This is a genomic window from Flavobacterium soli DSM 19725 (genome assembly GCF_000422705.1).
In the GTDB taxonomy this organism is placed as follows: Bacteria; Bacteroidota; Bacteroidia; order Flavobacteriales; family Flavobacteriaceae; genus Flavobacterium; species Flavobacterium soli.
This window is the reverse complement of the sequence record NZ_KE383907.1, coordinates 296,649-320,519: the sequence shown is the minus strand read 5'-3', so window position 1 is coordinate 320,519 and position 23,871 is coordinate 296,649. Positions and strand designations below refer to the sequence as shown.

Annotated in this window: 19 protein-coding genes; 10 read left to right on the top strand and 9 right to left on the bottom strand. The window is 36.6% G+C overall.

Annotated features, from left to right (window positions below; genetic code table 11):
- Positions 1-17 precede the first annotated feature (17 nt).
- Entirely contained in the window at positions 18-2,288 is a 2,271-nt protein-coding gene (locus G508_RS0116995; protein ID WP_026706433.1) for a multicopper oxidase family protein, read from the top strand.
- 44 nt (positions 2,289-2,332) lie between these two features.
- Here G508_RS0116995 and G508_RS0116990 read toward each other — a convergent pair whose 3' ends face one another.
- The 6 genes from G508_RS0116990 to G508_RS0116970 all read right to left on the bottom strand — a co-directional run bounded on the left by G508_RS0116990 (position 2,333) and on the right by G508_RS0116970 (position 8,632).
- Positions 2,333-3,211 carry an ORF6N domain-containing protein gene (locus G508_RS0116990; protein ID WP_026706432.1) on the bottom strand — a complete coding sequence of 293 codons (879 nt, stop codon included), beginning with the start codon at positions 3,209-3,211 and terminating at the stop codon, positions 2,333-2,335.
- A complete protein-coding gene (locus tag G508_RS0116985; RefSeq protein ID WP_026706431.1) occupies positions 3,211-5,295 on the bottom strand; it encodes a type IA DNA topoisomerase in 2,085 nt (694 codons plus the stop codon). Before G508_RS0116985 ends, G508_RS0116990 begins: the two co-directional genes overlap by 1 nt.
- A 6-nt stretch (positions 5,296-5,301) precedes the next feature.
- Entirely contained in the window at positions 5,302-6,762 is a 1,461-nt protein-coding gene (locus G508_RS0116980) for a DUF3945 domain-containing protein (RefSeq protein WP_026706430.1), read from the bottom strand.
- A gap of 97 nt (positions 6,763-6,859) precedes the next feature.
- On the bottom strand, positions 6,860-7,153 hold the full coding sequence (locus G508_RS19890; RefSeq protein WP_084626014.1) for a helix-turn-helix domain-containing protein: 294 nt from the start codon (positions 7,151-7,153) through the stop codon (positions 6,860-6,862).
- Between the two features lie 23 nt (positions 7,154-7,176).
- Positions 7,177-7,530 carry a helix-turn-helix domain-containing protein gene (locus tag G508_RS0116975; RefSeq protein ID WP_026706429.1) on the bottom strand — a complete coding sequence of 118 codons (354 nt, stop codon included), beginning with the start codon at positions 7,528-7,530 and terminating at the stop codon, positions 7,177-7,179.
- 262 nt (positions 7,531-7,792) lie between these two features.
- A complete protein-coding gene (locus G508_RS0116970) occupies positions 7,793-8,632 on the bottom strand; it encodes an RteC domain-containing protein (RefSeq protein ID WP_026706428.1) in 840 nt (279 codons plus the stop codon).
- A 423-nt stretch (positions 8,633-9,055) separates the two neighbouring features.
- On the opposite strand from G508_RS0116970, the gene G508_RS0116965 reads away from it, so the two are divergent.
- Positions 9,056-9,553, top strand: coding sequence for a metallophosphoesterase family protein (locus G508_RS0116965; protein WP_026706427.1), 498 nt, complete (start codon positions 9,056-9,058; stop codon positions 9,551-9,553).
- On the opposite strand, the gene G508_RS0116960 is transcribed toward G508_RS0116965, so the two are convergent.
- Genes G508_RS0116960 through G508_RS0116950 form a run of 3 tightly spaced genes read right to left on the bottom strand, consistent with a single transcriptional unit; the run spans position 9,550 to position 15,262 of the window.
- Positions 9,550-10,800: a T9SS type A sorting domain-containing protein gene (locus G508_RS0116960; protein ID WP_245569887.1), complete on the bottom strand. Its 1,251-nt coding sequence runs from the start codon at positions 10,798-10,800 to the stop codon at positions 9,550-9,552. The two genes, G508_RS0116965 and G508_RS0116960, sit on opposite strands and share 4 nt — an antisense overlap.
- 28 nt (positions 10,801-10,828) lie before the next feature.
- Entirely contained in the window at positions 10,829-14,578 is a 3,750-nt protein-coding gene (locus G508_RS0116955; RefSeq protein ID WP_157486085.1) for a transglutaminase domain-containing protein, read from the bottom strand.
- A 42-nt stretch (positions 14,579-14,620) separates the two neighbouring features.
- Entirely contained in the window at positions 14,621-15,262 is a 642-nt protein-coding gene (locus G508_RS0116950; protein ID WP_026706424.1) for a protein-L-isoaspartate(D-aspartate) O-methyltransferase, read from the bottom strand.
- Between the two features lie 184 nt (positions 15,263-15,446).
- Between G508_RS0116950 and G508_RS0116945 the strand changes: the two genes are divergently transcribed.
- From G508_RS0116945 to G508_RS0116900, 8 genes are all read left to right on the top strand, one after another.
- Positions 15,447-16,412 carry a Gfo/Idh/MocA family protein gene (locus tag G508_RS0116945; protein WP_026706423.1) on the top strand — a complete coding sequence of 322 codons (966 nt, stop codon included), beginning with the start codon at positions 15,447-15,449 and terminating at the stop codon, positions 16,410-16,412.
- A 21-nt stretch (positions 16,413-16,433) separates the two neighbouring features.
- Positions 16,434-17,321 carry a 3-hydroxybutyryl-CoA dehydrogenase gene (locus G508_RS0116940; protein ID WP_026706422.1) on the top strand — a complete coding sequence of 296 codons (888 nt, stop codon included), beginning with the start codon at positions 16,434-16,436 and terminating at the stop codon, positions 17,319-17,321.
- Positions 17,322-17,645: 324 nt separating this feature from the next.
- The gene (locus tag G508_RS0116930) at positions 17,646-18,863 is read left to right on the top strand and encodes a DUF1015 domain-containing protein (protein WP_026706421.1); all 1,218 of its coding nucleotides are present in this window, start codon (positions 17,646-17,648) and stop codon (positions 18,861-18,863) included.
- Positions 18,864-18,970: 107 nt separating this feature from the next.
- Positions 18,971-19,624: a YggS family pyridoxal phosphate-dependent enzyme gene (locus tag G508_RS0116925; protein WP_026706420.1), complete on the top strand. Its 654-nt coding sequence runs from the start codon at positions 18,971-18,973 to the stop codon at positions 19,622-19,624.
- Positions 19,625-19,697: 73 nt separating this feature from the next.
- The gene (locus G508_RS0116920; protein WP_026706419.1) at positions 19,698-21,059 is read left to right on the top strand and encodes an exonuclease domain-containing protein; all 1,362 of its coding nucleotides are present in this window, start codon (positions 19,698-19,700) and stop codon (positions 21,057-21,059) included.
- A gap of 24 nt (positions 21,060-21,083) precedes the next feature.
- Complete coding sequence (locus G508_RS0116915) at positions 21,084-21,920, top strand: ion transporter (RefSeq protein ID WP_026706418.1); 837 nt, start codon at positions 21,084-21,086, stop codon at positions 21,918-21,920.
- 235 nt (positions 21,921-22,155) lie between these two features.
- Positions 22,156-23,076 carry a tRNA (adenosine(37)-N6)-dimethylallyltransferase MiaA gene (gene miaA, locus G508_RS0116905; RefSeq protein ID WP_026706417.1) on the top strand — a complete coding sequence of 307 codons (921 nt, stop codon included), beginning with the start codon at positions 22,156-22,158 and terminating at the stop codon, positions 23,074-23,076.
- Positions 23,077-23,091: 15 nt separating this feature from the next.
- Positions 23,092-23,832 carry an acyl-[acyl-carrier-protein] thioesterase gene (locus G508_RS0116900; RefSeq protein ID WP_026706416.1) on the top strand — a complete coding sequence of 247 codons (741 nt, stop codon included), beginning with the start codon at positions 23,092-23,094 and terminating at the stop codon, positions 23,830-23,832.
- Positions 23,833-23,871 lie beyond the last annotated feature (39 nt).

Sequence of the window (23,871 nt, the reverse complement as noted above, 5' to 3'; positions counted from 1 at the left end):
ATTAATAAAATATCAAAATGAATATACCCATAAATAGTAAAATGAGGTTGCTGCAAGCGGTATTTATACTGCTGTGTTCGCAATCCGTTTTTGCACAAAAAGTAGTGAGATATGAGCTGTATGTAAAAGATACGCTTGTAAACTACGCAGGAAAAGAAAAAAGGGCTATTGCGGTAAACGGTCAGATACCGATGCCAACGCTCACATTTACAGAGGGCGATACAGCGGAGATTGTAGTGCATAACCAGTTAAAAGAAAGTACATCGCTGCATTGGCACGGCGTGTTTTTACCCAACAAAGAAGATGGTGTGCCCTGGCTTACGCAAAAGCCTATTGAAGCAGGAGCAACATACACCTATCGTTTTCCGATTATCCAACACGGAACGCATTGGTATCATTCCCATTCAGGTTTGCAGGAGCAGATTGGAATGTATGGCAGTTTTGTGATGAAAAAGCGTGATGACGATAAAACCTTTAGAAAAGGAATTGATGATTTACCTACCGTACCCATCATTTTAAGCGAATGGACAAACCTAAATCCCGATAACATTAACCGTATGTTGCACAACGCCAATGATTGGGCAGCGATAAAAAAGAACGCTACACAGTCCTATGCGGAAGCCATCAGAGAGGGAAATTTCAAAACCAAATTGACCAACGAATGGAAACGTATGTTGGCAATGGACGTAAGCGATGTGTATTATGACAAAATATTAATCAACGGAAATCATACTACCGATTTAAAAACAGTTGATGGCAAAACACTAAAAGCAGGAGATAAAGTAAGATTAAGAGTATCAAACGGCGGAGCATCATCCTATTTTTGGTTACGATATGCAGGCGGTAAAATTACAGTAGTAGCCAATGATGGTAATGATGTAGAGCCAGTAGAGGTAGATAGATTAATCATTGCGGTTTCCGAAACTTATGATATTGTGGTAACAATTCCTGACGATGGAGTTGCCTACGAGTTTTTAGCCACAACCGAAGACAGAACACAATCGGCAAGCTATTTTGTAGGCAATGGTATCAAACAGTTAATATCGCCACTCCCAAGATTGAAATATTTTGAGGGGATGAAGATGATGAACGATATGATGAAGATGAATGGAGATTTGGACGATATGGGTATGAAAATGAGCCTGAACCAAATGGATATGAATGTGGTAATGTATCCCGAAATTACTGGAGAGGCTAAACCTAAAGAAGACCATAGCCAGCACAATATGAATATGGATAATGAACCCAACCGTTACAATGCAAATGCTTTGGGAGAAATAAAAACGCTGAATTATGCAATGTTACAATCTCCTTACAATACGGAACTCCCTAAAGATGCTCCGGTCAAAGAATTGAAGTTTACCCTTACAGGAAATATGAACCGATATGTATGGAGTATGGATAATAAAATACTTTCTGAAACCGATAAAATACCTGTAAAAAAAGGAGAAATTTTACGCATCACCATTTACAATAATTCGATGATGCGCCACCCGATGCACCTGCACGGTTTTGATTTCAGGGTAATCAACGGTAAAGGCGAAAAATCACCACTTAAAAATGTTTTGGATATAATGCCAATGGAAACAGATACCATCGAATTTTTAGCAAATGAAGAGGGAGATTGGTTTTTCCATTGTCATATACTTTACCATATGATGTCGGGGATGAACAGGGTATTTGCTGTTGACGATTATCAAAATCCGTATTTGCCCAATAAAAAGCAAGCCTACAATAAATTACAGCGAGAAAGCAATATGCCGCACTTTATGGCACAGAATGATTTTGCAACCAATGGTAACGATGGCGAAGCAATGTTTCAAAATGCAAGATGGTCTTTGGGTACAGAATGGCGTTTAGGCTACAACGATATGCACGGCTATGAAGTAGAAACACATTTAGGAAGATACATCGGAAAAATGCAGTGGCTTATGCCCTTTATAGGTTTTGACTGGCGTTACCGTAAAATGGGAATGGACGAACACGAAACCAATTTATTCGGACAAAAGAATGAAAAAGACACACGAAGAGCCTTTAGCTTAGGGTTTATGTACACCTTGCCAATGCTCGTTAATTTTCAGGCAGAAGTTTATCACGATGGAATTGTACGATTGTCGTTGATGCGTGAGGATATTCCGATTTCAAAAAGATTGAGAGCGGGCTTTATGGTCAATACTGATATGGAATATATGGGAGAGCTTAAGTATATTATCAATAAAAACATTGGTATTCGTACTCACTACGATAGCGATATGGGTTTTGGTGTAGGGCTTGCGTTGACTTATTAGACCTTATAAACTAACCCCTCCGAAATTTCAGAGGGGTTTTATTTTCACTTGTTTAAAATTTGAAGCATCCTACCGATTTCAATATCCATTCTCGAAAAGGCAAACCATTTTTTGCCCAGGTCTTTCAGTGATGCTCCGATATGGTACAGTTCCGTACTGTCAATAATCAAAAATCGGTCGTGTGCATCGGAGAAAATCTCTACTTCGATAGACGGATATTGACTATTGTAGCGTTGCAGGTCTAACCGTAACTGATTGCTGATGCTTTTTGTGTAGATAGTAGCGGTTACATTGGTATTGCGTTTTCCCAATAAGGTCAGCACCGTATCGTCCACATAATTATCAAGCAGGGTAATGGAGCTTTTGGCACTTCGGATAATATCGGAAACAAAGGTATAGGCATCAAATACCTGCCCATTGTAGAAAATACCTTTTTCGGCGTGGAGCTTGTCGCTTTCAAGAGCCTTAAATATTTCCTCAAATTTTTGGTCGGCTTGTAATTGTTTCAGTTCTATATTGTCCAAACGATGGAACAGCGAAGCATTGCTGATGAGCATTTTTCGCATTTCTACAAAGGCTTCCATAATTTCAACACTGACTTTAACCGCTATATCTGAGCGGAGTATGGCAGAAGCCATTGCGACCCCTTGTTCAGTAAAAACATAGGGCAAATACCGTCTTCCACCGTAGCTTAAACTTGAGGTTCCAATTTGGAACCTCAAGTTTTCAACTTCCTCTTCGGTCAGTTGAAAGCAAAAAGAAACGGGAAACCTTTCAATATTTCTTTTTACGGCTTTGTTGAGGTTTTTTGTTTCCACTTGATATAAGGAAGCGAGGTCGCTATCCAGCATCACTTGCCTTCCACGTATGGAATAAATCAGATTTCTGATTTCCTTTGTGCTAATGGTAGGCTTATTTTCCATTACTTTTTGTAGCTTTTATTTTTGGCAAACTCAAAAGAGGTTTTGCAATCCTCATTCAACACGATATAAGCATCGAATTTCTTTCCGGCTTTGCTTTTCATTCCTTTGATAAGTGAAGTTTTCTTTTTATTGACAAGGTTTTCAATATCGGCTAAGCCGATTTGTACGCCACACACATTGCGGAACTGTACCCAATTACAAACTTCATCAGGACACTTCACTATTTTATCACGGATAATGAGTTGCTGGCTTTTGCATTTCGGGCAAACCAATTTAGGCAGGTTGTTTTGGGCAATGGAAGCTTGTAACAATTCATTGGTAATAGATGAGGCGTAAGTTTCCATTTCTTTTTGAAATGCCTCTGCATCTGTTTCGTTATTTTCGATTTTTTGCAAAGCCAATTCCCATTCGGCGGTCATTGCCACATCCGCAATTTTACGGTCTTTGACCAATTCGTACACCTGCAATCCTTTTTCGGTAGGGATTAAGGATTTCTTTTCCCGTTGGATATAATTGCGGGTAAACAAGGTTTCAATTATTGCGGCTCTTGTAGCCGGAGTGCCAATACCGATATTTTGCAAGGCTTTCCGTTCGTCTTCATTTTCGATTTCCTTTCCTGCACTTTCCATAGCCGACAAAAGCCCTGCTTCGGTATATAATACAGGCGGTTTCGTTTTCTTTTCCAAAACGGAGGCTTCTTTTATTTTAAGTTCATCGCCTTTTTTTATTTCGGGCAAATCCTGTACAGGTTCGGTATCATCATCGGAGAAACTGCCTTTGATGGAACGCCAGCCTGCTTCGATAACCTTACAACCCTTTACTGTAAAATCATAATGCAACGCTTGTAAACCTACATCGGTTATCTCTTTGATGCAGGCTTGTGAAAGGGCTTCGAGCAATCGAAAGGCAATCATATCATAAACGGAGTTTTCCTTTGCGTTCAGGGCTGATGGGATTTTATCAGTAATCAATAATCCGTGGTGGTCGGTAACACGCAAATCGTTTACAATACGTTTATTGAACCGTCCCCATTTCAATTTCCCTACGGCTTGCTTGCAGGTTTCGCTGTCCTGCAAAGCCCTTACGAGGTTGGGGATTTCTGCCCACACATCTTCAGGAATGTACTTGCTTCCGGTGCGTGGATAAGTAATGAATTTCTTTTCGTACAAACCTTGGGCAACATTGAGGGTTTCTTCAGCAGAAAGATTGAGTTTTTTATTGGCTTCCTTTTGTAATCCCGTAAGGTCGAACAATAAAGGAGGTTGCTCTGTAATACTTTTACTCTCCACAGAAGTAACGGTAACGCTCTTAACTCTTTCAATAGATTTCAACGTATCTCCTGCCAACTTTTGGTCATCCCATTTGGTTTTGGAAAGACTATTGAAATCAATAAATTCTTTGTTGTGTTGCAATTGTATTTGCCAATACTTCTTCACTTTAAAATCCCTGTTTTCGAGATAACGCTTACATATCAAAGCCAGCGTAGGTGTTTGAACTCTCCCAAGCGAATAGATGCCATTTCCTGCGGCAATGCTTAACGCCTGGGTAGCATTAATACCGACGAGCCAATCGGCACGACTTCTTCCTTGTGCTGCCTTACACAGGCCGTCAAATTCTGACCCATCTTTTAATTTATCAAAACCCTGCTTAATGGCTTTTTCGGTAAGCGAGCTGATCCATAGACGTTCAAATGGCTTGTTGCATTTGAGGTATTCGTAGATATAGCGAAATATCAATTCGCCCTCACGGCCTGCATCTGTTGCTACAATAATGCTATCGCTTTTATTGAATAGTTCTTTGATTACTTTCAGTTGCTTTAATGCACCAGCATCGGCAGTGTAAACTTTGTCTTTTTTCACTTTACGAACTGTTAATAAAAAAGGGTTAGGCAGTATAGGTAAAACCGCTTTATCAAATCCCGAAATGCCGTAATCTTCCGGCATTGCCAAGCCTACTAAATGTCCTAATGCCCAGGTAACAAAATAGCCGTTGCCTGTGAGATAGCCATCCTTTTTATCGGTTGCACCTACAAGTCCGGCTATTTCCCTTGCTACGCTTGGTTTTTCTGCAATAATTGTCTTCATACTTTATTACATTTTTCTGCCTTTTGATTTGGCAGGTGTTTCGGGTTTCTCTTGTTCCTCCTGTTGCTTTTTATTTTTCGGAGCTTGCTGTCCTTTCTGTAGAGGTTCTTTAATCTTTTTGGTCGCTTCATTGGTTTTACCCTCCGAATTGACAGCGGTTTGAGTTTTGTGGGCTTCCGTAGGTTTTGCCTGTTCTTTGAGCTTGTCAGGGTTTTGGAAGGAAAAACCAGTTTTACCAGTTTCTTTGTTCAGTGTGATATACCCTTGGTATTTCTGACCTTTTTTATCTATCAGCCCATCTACATAAACAGTCTGACCTGCTATGAACTTATTGTATTGTTCATCATCCAATTCTTTACCTCTAAAAGTCCTTGGTGCTTCCTGCGACTGATTTTGCTGACTTTTTTGTTGGTTATTTTGCGACAGCTGATTGTTGCCCCTTCTGTCAAACAGGAACTCTACATAGCGTTTGTCTGCATTGAACTGTACCGTTGCCGAAAATTCTGTTCCTTTTTTAGAAATCATACCCTCTAATTGAAGCGGTTTACCCTCCATTAAAGTTTGCTTTTGGGTATCATCAAGTTTTACTCCTTTTATTTCGTCAGGTATCTTAATGAAATCTGTTTTTAGGGCAACCAATTCATTTGTCAGTCTGTCCACACTAATGATAGACGGAATGGTTTCTCCTGTTTTCGGATTTGTCAGGTTGACTACACGCCCCATATTTCCAGTATTTAGCAAGTTGTCCTTGTCATCTTGATTGAATTTATGTCCGAAAAATTCAAAGTTGAGGTTGGGTTCTTTACGGATACCGTGAATGGCAACCACGATTTGTCCCTTATCATTCGGCTGTAGCGACAAACGAGCATCCATACGGGTAACGGCTGTCCCGAGGTTCAGGCTCACAGGAACCAGTTCATTGGTCTTGTAGCCTTTTAGCAGCGGGTCAAGAAGGTTCATTTTTTCAAGTTTTTCTTTACTCAACCCAAGATTGTTCATCGTTTCCCAATCTATCTGTTCCGGTTTGTAGCGGTATTCGCTTGTTTCTGGTGTTGTCTGTGATGTTTCCATATTGTCTTGATTTTCTTGTTTTTTATCGAGGTTTAACTCTGGTTTTAATTCTTGATCTTTCATCACTTTTTCTCCCTCGGGAGTTGGATTGTTTATTTGTTGCTGCATTTCCTGTGCTTTCTCAACCGCAAGAGGTGCAGGTACCTTGAAGAATGAAAAATTGCTAGGGTTCTTTAGCTGGCTAAAAAAATTGGAGAAGAAGTTGGAAAAGAAGTCTCCATGTTTGTCCACCCGCATAAACTGGTTCTGATTTTTTTTCGTAGGATCAACGGTTTCCATATTCCCGTTATCATCAATACTCTTTACAGCCTGAATTTTCTTTTTCTCTTTATCCAATACTAGAAGTATGTCTGAAAATTGTTCGGGCATTTTTTGTGTTGTTGTTTCTTCACTCATACTATCAAATATTTATTATTCATTGCCGAATGTATAAGAAGCGTTCATTGGTTTAGGGCAATTGGCAGTTAAAGGCAGCATTTGTCACTGTTTGGCGTTATTTATTTGGGGGAGGATTGAAACTTTCGCTGATAAACTGGTGTACATCGGATAGTTTGTAATAGAGTTTTCCACTAATTGTATAGTAAGGTAGCTTACCGATGGAGCGATACCGTTGTAATGAGCGGTTACTTATTTTCAACATCTGTAGCAAATCCTGATTATCCAATAATTCTTCACCGTCTATACTGTTACGGCTTCTCTTGCTTTCATCTATATGCTCTTTTAATAGATCAAGACGTTCTAAAATACGTTCCATCCACGCTATAAATTCAATTCTGTCTATATTCATATGGATCTGTTTTAATTCTCGGATTATTGTTTGCCAGTCTTCAATTTTCTGCCTTTTTCGATATAACTTTTGCCTTTTGCCATTAGCTCTTTTACATACTCTTCACTGGTTTGTACAGCATTGGCATTAAGCATATCCTTGATAGCCCCTATAGTATAGAAATATTGTCCATAAAACTTTGAATAAGCTATCTCACCCTTGGTACGCATTCGCCATAGGGTTTTCTCGCTGATATGCAGATATTGGCATACCTCATGGTTATTCAACCATAGCTCATCGAAACTATTTTCTTCCTCTTTTTTTAGATAATCGGCAATGGCGTTGATGCGATTGTTCAACTGTTTCCATGCCTCTTCTTCAATTGTTATAATTTTCATTGCACAACTCTTTAATGTCACTTATGCAAAATTGAGAAGTTTGGCAGGGTTTGTCTGCCAAGCCTTACCAATTGGTTTGGCTGTTTTTTTTTAAATTTTCACAATTAGGAAAAGTCCTTGTTTTATAGTGCTTTCAAGGCATTAGAGGGGTTTTAGAAAGGAGTTTTGCTAACATTTGCCAATTGGCACATATGGGTAAAAGAAAAAGCAGTACGTTTTGGTACTGCTTTTAACTTGTTTGAATGTAAGCTGTATAAAATGGCTAAAGATCTTTATCCATGTATTCTTCGAGGGAAATTTTGAGATGATCTAAAAATGCTGTCCGGGAACCTGCTCTTGTTTTCATACGGTGAAACGCATGATGAAGATCACCCAACGAAACACTAAAAACTATCTGCGCTATCATGCTTAGTTTTCTTATCCCCACTTTTCCATGTGACACAGCTCCTGAAGCATACATCGCATATATGAGTTCTACAAGGGCATTTTTACTACTCGTCCAAAAAATGTCTTTAGTGGCTTCTTCATCCTTAAAGTTACAGTCCTCGATTGAATCTATTTTAAGATGCAAATAATTTTGGAGCAGATCGTTGGCTATGATGCGTGCAACTTTATAATCATAATAAGTGGAAAAGTGATGGTCGATTTCAAAAACAAAGCTGTTCAACCCATCATAGAGATTAATATTGCCCAATCTGAAAAAGGTTTGGTCTCGGTCATTTCTTCCCGACCGATAGTATCTGTAAAATTCGGAATTAAAAATATGCTCTTCAAATTCCTGCTTGAGTTCTTTTATTTGGTTGGAAAAATAGTTCCTGTATATTTTCCCGCTACCAAGAGGGCAGGCACATTCAATACGATAAACCTTGTTATAATAAATCAGTTTACCAAGAATGCCAGGTTTGACGTTCCTGAAAAAATTGATTTCTTCCCATTCGCTCTCGAAACCTTCTTTGACGACTGATGCTTTTAATGAGGTAAGGACTTCTTGTAAATAGCTAATCATTTTGAGTGCCTCGTCCAAAGACCCAGATGCCTCATTCACAATCTTGCTTTCGTATTGACTTACATCGTCAATGATTTTATGTAAAGAGTATTTCATGGCAATATAGTTTTTGTTAGAATACTAATTGCAATTGAAGAATTGCTCTTTACAAAGATTAGGATTATCAATCGCTCTTTTTCCCAAGTTACACCCAAGTTGGGTAAGATTTTTTTTCTTATTCAGGTTTACTTTTCTTTATATAATACTGAATGCGATTTGTTTTATATCAAATTTAAAAAGCAAAAAAATCTGCTTAGCACAAAAAGATGTTATTCATATTTTGTAAATTTGCGCTGAGTTACAAGGAGAAAACCACTGAAAGTGAGTGCAATGAGCACCATTACTAAATCGTTACCTATAACAAACCTCCTTAACGTAATCTATTCTGTATTAACTCGCTTAGAGTTTTCTAATGTTTTTCTTTAAAAAAATAAAAAGATTGAAGTGGAAAGCAGGAAACAGCTCCTTAAAAAAAATACCTTGAAAAAAATACTGCTTCTTTCTGATACTCATAGCCACATTGACGACACGATTTTAAAATATGTAAATCAAGCGGACGAGGTGTGGCATGCAGGTGATATTGGCGATTTGGCAGTGACGGACACCATCAAAAAACTAAAACCGCTTCGTGCTGTTTATGGAAATATTGACGATGATAAAGCGAGGATGGAGTTTCCGCTGAACAACCGTTTTATGTGTGAAGGTGTCGATGTTTTGATCACGCATATTGGCGGTTATCCCGGAAAATACAATCAGGCGATTCGGAATGAAATCACATTGAATCCGCCAAAACTCTTCATTTGTGGACATTCGCATATACTGAAAGTGATGTTCGACAAGAAATTGAATTTACTACACATGAATCCCGGAGCTGCTGGAAAAAGTGGTTTTCACGATGTGAGAACGATGCTGCGTTTTGTGATTGACGGTGAAGCCATCAAGGATTTGGAAATTATTGAAATCGAAAAGAGGGTTTAGTTCTTGATGATCTTCTGACTTGAAGTTTTTCCGTTTGATGTTACTTTCAAAATGTAAATTCCGCTTTGCAAATGGGCTGTATCAATTTTTATTGCATCTGAAAAAGAATCTTGAATGACGGTTCTTCCTTGAATATCATAGATTACAAATTCCGTTTTTCCTGAATTTTGAAGATTAATTTCCTCTTGAAATGGAACCGGAGTTATAGTAAACTCAGTGGTTGCAAAATCATTCACGCTAAGTGCACAATTGTTTATAACGCCTGAGGCTGTTGCAAATGTTCCGTTGTTAACTGACCAATCTTCCCAAGTTCCTCCGCTTCCAGTTTGCCAATCGTCCAGATTAAAATAATGAGTTCCGTTCATTGTTCCTGGAACTTTGTAGACTTTTACGGCTTGACCGTTATTATTCCATGTTAAAGGTGTTGCGTTTTGCATGGTTTCGGGAAAAACTTCGTCACAATTGGTTTGCAGGAAGTAGGCAAACTCATCATAGGCGGGATAATCGCCAAAAACAAATGCTTTTCCGTCATCACCAAAACATACGGCTACATATTCGTTGGAGGCAATTCCCAAGCTTCTTCCGTTGATGGTTTGGGTCATTCTGGCTAAAAATGCGGTATGCCTACCACGTCGATCAGGACTGTCATAATGTGAATCGGTTATGGTGTTTTCTAGAAAAGGAATTTCTAAAAAATCATTTTCTCCAATGGTCAGATTACTATGAAACGGATTGGACAAGGCTTGAGCTGAAGTTATGGAGCCGTTTTGAGCCGAAAAATAATGACTTCCGAGAATTGCCATTCCAGCACTTGTGCCTCCAATTGGAGCATTTTTCACATTGATATGGTCGTTCAGCAAATCTTCGAGTGCATTGTTTTTGAAATAGGAAACATAATTCCATTGATCGCCACCGGCAAACCAAATCATTTCGGCATTTGCCACTTTATTTAGAACATAAGGACTTGTAGCTCCTGCAACCGAAGTAATAACTAAGGTTTCTACAGAATTTACATTCACTCCCAAATCTGAGTAAAAATAATCATTATAGCCGTCACTTCCTGAGCTTCTCAAAACAACAACATCTCCTCCATTGGCTTTTTCAAGAAGCCAAATCATAGCATTATCATGCTCAGTTGCTCCACCCATCAAGCAAACTCCAAACTCTGGTGTTGTGGTAATATTGTTAGTGTTTCCTGTAAAATAACTGGTATAGCCTTGTGAAAAAGCAACTATTGGAAAGAGCAAAAAAAGCAACTTTTTCTTCATAACGTTATTACTTGAATCCTACGATTTGTTTTTCAATTTCAATAACATCTTCTACATACTTCTTGAAATCCAAATATTCTTCCTTGCTGATGTTTTTCCACGGAAGTGTCACTTTTCTATTAATTCTCAAAGAATTTGGCGTTACCAACTCGAATGAAATTGAATAGTTATGGTCTTTGTAATTCAATAATTTGGTTTCAGGAATTTCAGAAAACTTTTTGCCTTCGGGAATATTCAGGATAATTTCAGAATTATATTCTTTACAGTTTTCATATTTGGTATAGGAAATATCGTAGTTTCGAGTATTCTCTTCAATGATGTTTCTTGTATATACTTTATCCAAAAACGGAATACTTGCAATTTTCAAAGAACCAACACTTTGCAATCTTTCTGGAATTGAAAATTCTGATTGAAAAACCATTTCATCTGCATACAAATCATTGGTAATTACTTTTGCAGATTGGAATAAAATATTGGACGAAAGTCGTGAATTATAATCTTCCTCTAATTCTTTTTTACGGATATCTTCGGTAATTGAATTCGAAAACAACTCGTTATAATAGGCCTTTATAAAACCTTTCACTTTCGAAGTCACTTTATATTCTTTCCCATTATCACTAATCAACACTTCTACTTTGCTAGAGCTACTGTTTTTTATAGCATTATCTACCGGAATATTGATAAGTTTGGCTTTTTCATTTTCGGCTTTATCGAAGGAAACAACCAAAGCGCTTGCATCAACCAACGTCATTGGCATTGCATTGAAAGGTAAATATTTATCCGTCAATTCTACAAAATGTTCTTTTCCGTCTATTTCAACTTTCACAATACAGTGGTTGAAATTTACACTCGGAAGTTTTATATTATTGAGTCCGTTATCCGAAGTTAAAACCAATACCAAATTAGATTTCAATCCAGCCAAATCTGCCAATGCTACAAAAAGCGTGGATACATCCTTGCAATCACCCATTTTTGTAGTAATGGTTCGGGCTGGTTTTTGTGGTACATATCCACTTTGTCTAAAATCAAGTGAACTGTAAGTAATATTGTCTTCTATATATTTGTAGATACTTCTTGCCTTTTCTTCCTGTGAAAGATTTGCAGTTCCGTTTGGAAAAATACCGTTAAAAGTATTGGTCGTAATTTTATCAGATTTGAGCGTTTTCTTCACTAAATCAGCATACCAATTGGCTATTTCTTTCCATGACTTTATAGTTCCAACACGAACTACATTTCTCAAATCTCCATATTCCGCCGAATAACTGTCTAGCAAAGGCAAAGCTGGAGTATTCATTTTTTTCCAAGATTTATAATTCTTGTTAGCTACTTTTTTAGTTGTTACAGGAACATTGCCATTACTGTAATCAACATCAAAAGTAACTTCATTTGGATAAATGATTCCAAAATTTGCTTCTAAAACTGGGTAAGTTCCATTGAAAGCATAGGAAAAATTAAAATCTCTGTAAAATCTTCCTGTAGCATTATCATACGATTCATAATCGATATAAATCACATCACCCACTTTTAAATTGGTAAAAACCAGTTGATTTCCACCATTTTCTGCTGGTGCAATTGATCCATCTGATTTTACAATTTCCGATTTTAGAAGTGAAATTCCGTAGGTATTCAAACCATATTCTTTCAATTCCTCGATTCCATTTTCGGCAGTAATTTCATAAACCATTGTTACTTTAGATTTCCTTCCACCTTCTGGCAATACGTTGATAATGTATTCGTCAAGAAGAATATTTACACCATAATCGCTTTTAAGTTTGGAATTTCTTTTTTCTTTAATGAATTTATAAACGTCTTTGGTTTTCACCAAATCAATTTCGTCTTGCACTTTTGTAATGTCATACAAGGTTTTTCTCAAGCTCGAATTAGAAGAATAATGAGAGAGCGATTGTCTGAAATATTTTTCGGCTTGTTTCACATCCGACATATTATTGTAGACCATACCCTTAGTTTGCATCAAGTTAAAAGAATATGGAAATTGCCCCAAACAACGGTCAATTTCGACCAAAGCTTCCTCATATTTTTTTTCTTCTATCAAAAGATCAATATAAGCTGCACCTAAATCGATCAAGTGTGGATATTTATTTTTTTGATCCAAAATCATTTGTCTCACCTCATCTTTTCTATTGGCAGCTTTATAATAGTTGAGTAAAAGCGAATAGGCTCTATAGTTATCTGATGTCTTGAATAAATTTTCAAGCAATGAAATCGTCTTTCCTTTGTCTTTTTCGAGCGAGTCATATATTGGAGCAAAACTTGTAATGTAGAATTCGCTATTGTTGGAATTGGCTATCATCGTGTCAATGATTGTAATCATGCCCTGAACATTTCCGTTTCGTGCCGTAATCATAAAATCGAACAAGTTGTAGATGGTTTTCGTTGGATATTCTTTGGCCGTATCCCTTAGTTTTTCGAGTTGCTCGATACTTGCGGCTTGCATCCAATCGTCATCCTCAATTTTAGACAAGACATTGTAGTAGTAATTTGGGTCTTGCAACTCCATATTTTTGAGAATTTCTTGGCTCTTTGCTCCATCACCTTTCAAGGCATGATAATTAGCCAATTTAAGTTTTATCAAAGAAGAATTAGGATATTTCAGGTCCAACGCTTCAATGATATCTTCGGCCAATTCCAGTTTTTTATTGTGCATATAAGTTTCATACAGCAAGATTTTATATAAAACATTATCTGGATTTTCTACTATCTTTTGTGTGATATATTCTTCCTGAACGTTTTTAACTTCAACAGGATTTAGTTCCTCCAAAGTAGATTTTTGATAAGGCTTATAAGTTTTTTGATACGTCAAATTATCAATCTTTTTTCCTTCTAAATCGGTAATCGATAAAATAAAATAATCATTCCCATCAGTAACAGAAGATTTTACCAGCAATCGATTCGTTCCTTTTGGCAATACAACTTTTAATTTAAATGCCTCTAGGTCAGATTGATTTATATCATTATTAGCATACAGTTCTATATCATTCAAAAATAATTTTATAGACGATCCAGAACCAAAACTAAAATAGACTTCCCTTTGTTCTGGATTATCAACAAAAGTTTGGGCATACATGATTCCGTTTCCATATTCGGACTCATTTTCATACATCTGATAGCCTTCATGATGTGGAATCGCCGGAATATACCAACCTAGTTTTCCGTTGCTATTTGCATCAAAAAGTTTGTCATTCTTAGGATAAACTTCTGGTTCGTATTCAATATCCAAACCACTATCATTTAGATTTTCAAAAACGCCACAAAACTGCCAATCCGTGACAACATTTAATTCGTTTATTTTCTCCTTAAAGCCTTGCAAATTTTTTCGGTTTCTATCTGCAACAGCTTTGGTATAGATAATCCTCGAATTATTTTGAAGATAAGGCTCCTTCGCCATAAAATCGATCTTCTTGTAGCTATAATCATTAAAACCAAGTGTTTGCATATCGTCCATTACAAATGGAGCTTTCACCAATGCATTATAATAATAATTACTCTCTGGAAATTTAGAAAACTTTTTTACAAAACTGTCATCAAATTCTGTTTTCCCAGATTCCATATCGATCATGGCATCTAAAATCAGATAATCTATTTTCTTATCCATCTGAGATTTTAGATCCTTATCAAATAATTTTCTAGCCTCAGGTTTTTTATTGGCCAACAATAAATCCCAGACTTTCTTTTCAGCACTTTGTGAAATTGCAAAAACTGAAAACAATAAACAGCAGAGTAAAAATATTTTCTTCACGTTAACAATGATTTAGGGTCTAAATATAATAAAAATCTTATTCTAATTTTTATTTTCTAACAAAGGGACAAATCGAAACTCTCCAAACTCATGCTTTTCAAATTGAGTTTCATTTTTCCGGATCAGCATGGTCATAATTTGGTGTTCTTCGCCAAGCGGAATTACCAGTCTTCCTCCTACTTTTAATTGGGCCATCAAAGGTTTTGGGATGATTGGAGCTCCAGCCGTTACAATAATACTATCAAAAGGAGCATAATTCGGAAGACCTTTATAACCATCCCCAAACGATAAATGTTTTGGTCTGATGTTTAGCTTTGGCAAAAGCAAAGAAGTCGTTTTAAACAATTCATTTTGTCGTTCCACACTATACACTTTGGCTCCCATAGTGCATAAAACCGCGGTTTGATAGCCAGAACCCGTACCTATTTCCAAGATTTTATGATCTTTTTGAACTTCCAATAATTGTGATTGAAAGGCAACAGTATAAGGTTGGGATATGGTTTGTCCAGCACCAATTGGAAAGGCCTTATCCTGATAGGCATAATCTTCAAAACTAGAATTCAAAAACAAGTGTCTTGGGATTTTTTTTATCGCTTCTAAGACGTTTTTATCCGTAATTCCCTTCTGTTCTAGAACGGCTACTAATTGATTGCGAAGTCCTTGATGCTTGGCTGTATCTTTCAAAATTTGGAGGATTTAATTTCGGTAAAAATAGGCAAAGAAAAGTCGAAAGTCAAAAGTCGAAAGTCGAAAGTTTAAACATTCTCAAAAAATCTTTTTGCAATTCGGTTTTTTGACTTTCGACTTTATGACTTTAAGACTTTCGACTTTAAACAATTAATACTATTTTTGTGGAAAATACATTTATATGCTAAAAGTTGGAGTATTAGGTGCCGGTCACTTAGGAAAAATTCATTTGCGTTTATTACAGCAGTCTGAAAAATATGAATTAGTAGGCTTCTATGATCCAAATCAAGAAAATGCCGAAAAAGTAGCCAAAGAATTCGGTTATACAAAATTCGATACCATTGCCAAATTGATACATGCTGTTGATGTGGTAGATATTGTAACCCCAACACTTTCGCATTACAAATGTGCAAAAGTTGCGATTAAATCCGGTAAACATGTTTTCCTGGAAAAACCCATTTCTAATACCGTTGAAGAAGCTGAAGAAATTATTGCTTTAGCAAAAGAATACAACGTAAAAGGTCAAGTTGGACACGTCGAACGATTCAATCCAGCTTTCAAATCCGTTAAGAATGACATTATCAATCCGATGTTTATTGAAACACATCGTCTGGCAGAATTCAATCCTCGTGGCACAGATGTTCCCGTGGTTTTAGATTTGATGATTCATGATATTGATGCTATTTTAAGCGTTGTAAAATCGAAAGTAAAAAACATTCACGCAAGCGGTGTTTCGGTAATTTCTGACACTCCGGATATTGCTAATGCCCGAATCGAGTTCGAAAACGGCTGTGTTGCGAATTTAACTTCAAGTCGAATTTCCTTAAAAAACATGCGTAAATCACGCTTCTTCCAAAAAGACGCTTACATATCGGTAGATTTCCTAGAAAAAAAATGCGAAGTCGTGAAAATGAAAGATGCACCAGAAGTTCCAGGTGATTTTGATATGATTTTGCAAAATGCCGAAGGTGTAAAAAAGCAAATCTATTTTGATAATCCAGATGTTGAGAACAACAACGCCATTTTGGATGAATTGGAAACTTTCGCCGATGCCATCAATAACAACACAACCCCAATCGTGACTTTAGAAGACGGAACTGATGCTTTGAGAGTTGCATATCAGATTATTGACTGTTTTAAAAAATAAAAAATCTTTTAATAAATAAAAATGAAAAACATAGCCGTAATCGGAGCCGGAACAATGGGCAACGGAATCGCCCACACTTTTGCACAAAGCGGATTTACCGTAAAACTAATCGACCTTTCAGAAAAATCTTTAGACAAAGGAATGGCCACAATCGTGGGAAATTTGGACAGAATGGTTGCAAAAGGAACCATTACCGAAGATGACAAAATGAAAACCATCAGCAATATCATCACCTATACTGATATAAAAGATGGCGTTGTTGGCGTTGATTTGGTCGTGGAAGCTGCAACCGAAAACGTAGAATTAAAGCTGAATATCTTCAAGCAATTAAACGACGCTTGTTCACACAATACAATTTTAGCAACCAACACTTCTTCGATTTCCATCACCCAAATTGGAGCCGTTGTCGCTCATCCTGAACGAGTTATCGGAATGCATTTTATGAATCCGGTGCCAATCATGAAACTGGTTGAAATCATTCGTGGTTATAACACCTCTGATGAAGTGACCAAAATCATCATGGAATTATCCGAAAAACTAGGAAAAACACCAGTTGAAGTAAACGATTATCCAGGTTTCGTAGCCAACAGAATTTTAATGCCGATGATCAACGAATCCATCGAAACGTTATATAACGGAGTTGCAGGTGTTTATGAAATTGATACCGTAATGAAACTCGGAATGGCACATCCAATGGGCCCTTTGCAATTGGCTGATTTTATTGGCCTTGACGTTTGCCTTGCGATTCTAAATGTGATGTATGAAGGTTTCAAAAACCCAAAATATGCACCTTGTCCGCTTTTAGTGAATATGGTTCGTGCCGGAAAATTAGGCGTGAAATCAGGCGAAGGATTCTATGATTATTCGGAAAGTAAAAAGGCTGAAAAAGTAGCGAAACAGTTTTCTTAAAATAACTCCTGCAAGGTTTCCAAAACCTTGTAGGTATAATTATTTTTTTTGAAGCAAAGCATCAGGAATAAATTAAACCATATTCCCGCTTTCCACAATATCTTTTTTATTTTTAAAGGAAAAACAAAAAAGGATATTTGCTCCAATCGGGGCTAAATGAAAACTTTAGGCACTTTTTAAACGCTAGTTTCCCAATCTTTGTCAATATCCTAACAGGTTTTCAAAACCTGTTAGGTATAAATAAAAACCCAAAATAAACCTAACAGGTTTTATCCCGAAGCTTCGGGACTGTTAGGAACTTGAAACCTTAAACAAAAAAAGATTTTGGCAAAAATAATCCCTTTCAAAGCCGTCCGACCAACCCGCGACAAAGTCAGTTTGGTTACTTCGCGTTCCTATGACGAATATTCTCCTGCAGAACTCGCTTCACAGTTGGATTTCAATCCATTTTCATTTCTTCACGTTTTGAATCCGGCTTATGTCAACCAACAAAAAATTGGATTGGAAAAGCGATTTAAATTAGTTGCCCAGAAATACAATGACTTTAAAGAAGAAGTAGTTTTAATCAAAGAAGAAAATCCCGTTTTTTTTATCTACGAAATCCAAACCAAAAACCAGACTTTCACCGGAATAATCGCTGGAACTTCCATCGAAGATTATCAAAACAATGTCATCAAGCGACACGAAGATACGTTGCAATATCGCGTTGAATTGTTCAAGGATTACCTCCACAGAACTGGTTTCAATACCGAACCCGTTTTGATAACCTATCCCGACAATCCAGAATTAACCACTTGGATATCAAATAAAAAACAAACCGATTCTTTATACGAATTCTCTACAACCAAAAGAGAAAAACATATTCTCTGGAAAATTGAAGACAAAAACGAAATCGCTTGGCTTCAGGAAAAATTTGTTGAAATTGGAGATTTATATATTGCCGATGGACACCACCGTTCCGCTTCGGCAGAATTATTATACGAAGAAGACAAAGCTTCCGGGAACAAAAACCTAAATTATTTTATGAGTTTCCTAATTGCCGAAAGCAACGTAAAAATATACGAATACAACAGAATTATCAGAGATTTGAACGGACATTCAAAAGAAGAATTTCTAGATAAATTATCCGAAAGTTTCTGGCTTAAAAACAAAGAACAGGAACTTTGGAAACCCGCCAAAAAGTTCGAATTCGGAATGTATCTCGATGGCGAATTTTATTCGTTAACTTTGAAAGACGAACACAGTTTTACATCGGTATTAGAACGGCTTGATGCTCAAATCTTATACGAAAAAGTATTACATCCAATACTAGGAATTGAAGATTTAAGAAATGACGAAAGAATCGATTATATTCCTGGAAAACAATCCATCATCACCATTAAAGAAGTAGTTGACGAAGGCGAATTCGAAATTGGCTTTATGCTTTTCCCAACCGATATTGCAGAAATAAAAGAACTGGCGGATAACAATTTGATTATGCCTCCAAAAAGCACCTACATCGATCCGAAGTTTAGAAGTGGGCTTGTTGTGTATGAAATTTGATTGAAAGATTAAAGGATTGAAAGATTTTTAAACATTAAGATATTAAGTTTCATTAAGGCTTAATTTTTCTTAATCCCTTAATGGTTTCTTTTTAAAATAAAAATGTTATGTCAATAAAAAATAATTTACTCGAAATAAAATCATCGCTTCCTGAAACAGTAACCCTAGTTGCCGTTTCAAAAACAAAACCCGTTTCCGATTTGATGGAAGCTTACGAAGCCGGACAACGCATTTTTGGAGAAAACAAAATCCAAGAAATGGCAGATAAATTTGAGCAAATGCCAAAAGACATCGAATGGCACATGATTGGTCACGTTCAAACGAACAAAGTCAAATTTATGGCACCATTTGTCAGTTTAATTCACGGCGTTGATTCCTTGAAATTATTGGAAGAAATCAACAAGCAAGCTTCAAAAAACAACAGAATCATCGACTGTCTTTTGCAAATTCATATTGCTGAAGAAGAAACAAAATTCGGTTTAGATGAAGCTGAATTAATTGAGATTCTGAAACAAGTTCAGAATGACAAATTTGAAAACATAAATATAAAAGGCTTGATGGGAATGGCAACTTTCACCGAAAACCAAGACCAAATCAAGAAAGAATTTTTACATTTAAAAACTATTTTCGACAAACTAAAAACTAAAAACTCCCAATTAACCACCCTTTCAATGGGAATGTCTGGCGATTATCAACTTGCAATTGATTGCGGAAGTACAATGGTTCGGATTGGAAGTAGTATATTTGGAGGAAGAAAATAGAGCATAGAAAAAAGAGTAAAGAGACAAGACTTCTTCTTCCCTTTTAAACTTATAAACCTTAAACTTTTAAACTATTTACTGCATACTCGACATAGAAACCACTGGAGGCCAATTCAATGAAGAAGGAATAACGGAAATTGCCATCTATAAATTCGACGGACACGAAATCGTCGATCAATTTATCAGTTTGGTCAATCCTGAAAAGCCAATTCAGCCTTTTGTGGTGAAACTGACAGGCATCAACAATGCCATGTTGCAAAGTGCTCCAAAGTTCTATGAAGTAGCAAAACGAATTATAGAAATCACGCAAGACACTATTCTTGTCGCACATAATGCCCAATTTGACTATCGAATCCTTAGAACTGAATTTTCCCGTTTGGGTTATGATTTTGAACGCCATACTATTTGCACAGTCGAATTGGCAAAAAAACTAATTCCAGAACAACCTTCTTACAGTTTGGGGAAATTAGTTCGAGCACTCGGAATTCCGATGGCCAACAGACATCGTGCCACCGGAGATGCTTTGGCAACCGTGAAATTATTCAAAATGCTACTCGACAAAGATTTGGAAAAAGAAATCGTAAAGACCTTCATCAAAACCGAAGTCGAGAAAAAATTAGCACCAAAACTTCTGGATATTATTTCAAAATTACCATCCACGACTGGAATTTACTATATCCATAAAGAAAACGGCGACATCATATATATCGGCAAAAGCCGAAATATCAAAAAACGTGTGAACCAGCATTTTACAGGATCTGCACGAAAAGATAAAAAAATTCAAGCCGAAGTTTTTGACGTTTCGCATGAAGAAACAGGAAGCGAACTGATTGCTTTGTTAAAAGAATCCGAAGAAATAAAAGTCAACAAACCTAATTATAACAGGGCTTTACGTAAAACAGTTTTTCCATGGTCCTTATATTCAAAACTGGATGACGATGGTTATTTGTCTATAGTTTTGGAAAAATCCGATTTACGAAAAAAAGAAATTGCCTCTTTTGCAACCCATCAAGAAGCACAAAATAAATTATTTCAGTTTACTGAAAAGTATAATCTGTGCCAAAAAATAAACGGACTCGACAATCCAAAGACCAATTGTTTCCCCTATCAGCTCAATCAATGCAATGGGGCCTGTATTCAAAAAGAATCACCAGAAGAGTACAACCTTCGTGCAGAAGAATTTTTGGCGAACAACGAATACCAAAATCAAAACATGATTATCATTGAAAGAGGCCGAAACATTCAAGAAAAAAGTGCCGTTGTACTCGAAAACGGCTTGCTTTTAGGCTATGCTTTCTACGATTTAAATTATCAAATCAGCAATATCGAAGTACTCAAAAACATCATAACGCCACTTCCAAGTAACCGTGATGCTAAAAATATCATTCTTGGCTACCTGAAAAAAAGCAAGTACCATAAAATTGTGCGTTTTTAAAATAGTTTCCGTATTTTAGACGGTATGAAAAAAAAGGACCTCAAGACACCTTATGACATCTTTCGTCAAAAAGTAAACATCATCATCCATGGCGTCAACACTCCGGCAGGACGATTGTTCGACATCATTCTTTTATTAGTAATTCTCCTGAGCGTTTTTCTAGTAATGCTCGAAAGCGTCGAAAGCTTAGACACCGTTTATCATAATTTGTTTATTGTTTCTGAGTGGATTATAACGATTTTCTTCTCTATCGAATACATATTACGAATCATTTCCAGCCGAAAACCTCTCAAATACATCTTCAGTTTCTATGGCATCATCGACCTGATTTCGATTCTACCCATGTATCTTTCGTTTTTCATTCCAAGTACAAAAATCCTCACCGTTGTTCGTGCCTTGCGACTTTTACGACTGTTCCGAATCCTAAATCTGGTGCAATTTTCAGGTCAGGCATCACAACTCAAGCTCGCCATCAACGCCAGTAAAACCAAAATCATTGTCTTCATTTATTTCGTTTTCATTATTTCGATTCTTTTAGGAGCCGTGATGTATGTAGTCGAAAGCCCAGAAAGCGGTTTTACCAGTATTCCAACCAGCATCTATTGGTGTATTGTGACGCTAACAACCGTAGGTTATGGCGACATCGCTCCTATCACACCACTTGGAAAAATTATCGCAACATTCATCATGATTCTAGGTTACGGAATCATTGCCGTTCCCACAGGAATAGTAACCGCTGAATTAGCAAGCGGACGAAAAAACAAAAATCTTTTACCAGGAGCCTGCAAAAAATGTGGCACAAATGATCACAGAAATACTGCCGAATTCTGCTACAAATGCGGAACAACTCTCGATAATTAATTTTTTTTCCAAAGCTATTCCGGCTTTTCGTTTCAAGTTTTTTTCAAGCCTCCTTTTTTGCTCAAATAAAAAAGAGTTTCCTTCGGTCGCTTTTTTTATCTGGCAAAAAATGTCGGCTTCTCAAAAAAGCTTTCCACTACAATCCGGGCTATAAAACAGCTACCAATCAACTAAAATTTTAAAAATCAACAGCAGAATTTTAAAAACAGTTGTATAAAAAGTAACTTTGCTACAAATGAAAAAACTCATCACCATCATTGGCCCAACAGCAATTGGCAAAACCGCCTTGAGCATCAAATTAGCAAGTCATTTCAACTGTGAAATCATTTCCTGCGACTCGCGTCAATTTTTCAAGGAAATGAAAATTGGAACCGCTGTTCCTTCAGATGAAGAATTGGCTTCGGCAACTCATCATTTCATTCAAAACAAATCTATTTTCGAAAATTATACCGTTGGCGATTTTGAAAAAGAAGCCATTGCTAAACTCGATTCCCTTTTTGAAACCAACGATTATGCGATTTTAGTTGGCGGTTCTGGATTGTATGTAGACGCCATTTTGAAAGGTTTCGATTATTTTCCCGAAATCGAAAATTCCGTTCGAGAAGAAGTGAATCAAAATTATGAAGCCTTCGGAATTGAATATTTACAGCAAAAACTACAGGAATTAGACCCAATTTACTTCGACAAAATTTCAAACGAAAACCCACAAACCTTGCAAAATCCACAACGGATGATGCGATTTGTAGAAGTTTGCATCGGAACTGGAAAACCCTATTCTTCCTTTTTAAATCAGAAAAAGAATATTCGAAATTTCACATCAATCATCATAGGCTTGGAAGCCGACAGACAAGAAATGTATGACAGAATCAATCTTCGTGTAGATTTGATGATGGAAGCTGGATTATTGGCGGAAGCTCAAAAATTATATCCAAATAAAGAGTTGAATGCACTACAAACGGTTGGTTACCGAGAATTATTTAGTTATTTTGATGGTGATTTTACATTAGATTTTGCTATTGAAGAGATCAAGAAAAATACGCGAAGATTTGCAAAACGTCAAATGACTTGGTTCAAAAGAACTGAAAACGCAAAGTGGTTTGATTACAAAACTGATTTTTTAAAAACTATAGAATATATTGACAGCTTTAAATGCTAATAACAACTTATTATTATGCCAATTGATCCAAATTTCACTTCGATTTTCAGTAAAGACTGGGAAATCAATTTCACGCAATGTACTCCAAACGGTTATATGAAATATACTGATTTGTGCAATATCCTCCAACTTACAGCTGGAGATCATGCTGAAGTTGGTGGAATTAGTTTTACCGATATGCAAGAGTTCAATCAAGCATGGGTATTGAGCAGGATGAAACTTGAAATTGACAGTTTGCCAAAATGGAGAGACATTGTTACTGTAAAAACATGGATTGTTTCGCTTGAAAATTCTAGGTCTATTCGTGCTTTGGAAGTTTATGTTGGTGATAAAAAATTAATTGGTTGCGAAACTTTTTGGGCAGTTTTTAACACCAAAATCCGCAGACCTGAAGGCTTGGCTCTGCCTCATGAGCATTTTGAAAAATTTCCTGAACTTCTTTCTACTTCGGAAAGAGTTAAAAAAGTTGATTTGTATGAGGATATGAAAAATGTCAACCAACGAAAAGTAGTGCTATCAGATTTGGATATTGTGAATCATGTAAATAACGTGAAATACCTTGAATGGTGCTTGGATTTGGTGGAATATAAAACCATATTGAAACAAAAAATTTCGAGTATCGACATGAATTTCATGAAAGAATTGATGCTGGATGATGAAGTTGCTATTGATGAATTTCAAGAAGATAACAAGACTATTTTTGCGATTTTGAAATACGGAAAGGCTTGTTTTGCTTTGGAATTGGGTTTTAAATAAATTAATATAAGACACAAATTGCACTAATCTCCACAAATT

Coding starts and splice junctions, on each gene's coding strand:
- G508_RS0116900 (WP_026706416.1), top strand. CDS start 23,092: ATGCCAATTGATCCAAATTTCACTTCGATTTTCAGTAAAGACTGGGAA.
- G508_RS0116940 (WP_026706422.1), top strand. CDS start 16,434: ATGAAAAACATAGCCGTAATCGGAGCCGGAACAATGGGCAACGGAATC.
- G508_RS0116980 (WP_026706430.1), bottom strand. CDS start 6,762: ATGAGTGAAGAAACAACAACACAAAAAATGCCCGAACAATTTTCAGAC.
- miaA (WP_026706417.1), top strand. CDS start 22,156: ATGAAAAAACTCATCACCATCATTGGCCCAACAGCAATTGGCAAAACC.
- G508_RS0116970 (WP_026706428.1), bottom strand. CDS start 8,632: ATGAAATACTCTTTACATAAAATCATTGACGATGTAAGTCAATACGAA.
- G508_RS0116925 (WP_026706420.1), top strand. CDS start 18,971: ATGTCAATAAAAAATAATTTACTCGAAATAAAATCATCGCTTCCTGAA.
- G508_RS0116995 (WP_026706433.1), top strand. CDS start 18: ATGAATATACCCATAAATAGTAAAATGAGGTTGCTGCAAGCGGTATTT.
- G508_RS19890 (WP_084626014.1), bottom strand. CDS start 7,153: ATGAATATAGACAGAATTGAATTTATAGCGTGGATGGAACGTATTTTA.
- G508_RS0116915 (WP_026706418.1), top strand. CDS start 21,084: ATGAAAAAAAAGGACCTCAAGACACCTTATGACATCTTTCGTCAAAAA.
- G508_RS0116945 (WP_026706423.1), top strand. CDS start 15,447: ATGCTAAAAGTTGGAGTATTAGGTGCCGGTCACTTAGGAAAAATTCAT.
- G508_RS0116975 (WP_026706429.1), bottom strand. CDS start 7,530: ATGAAAATTATAACAATTGAAGAAGAGGCATGGAAACAGTTGAACAAT.
- G508_RS0116985 (WP_026706431.1), bottom strand. CDS start 5,295: ATGAAGACAATTATTGCAGAAAAACCAAGCGTAGCAAGGGAAATAGCC.
- G508_RS0116990 (WP_026706432.1), bottom strand. CDS start 3,211: ATGGAAAATAAGCCTACCATTAGCACAAAGGAAATCAGAAATCTGATT.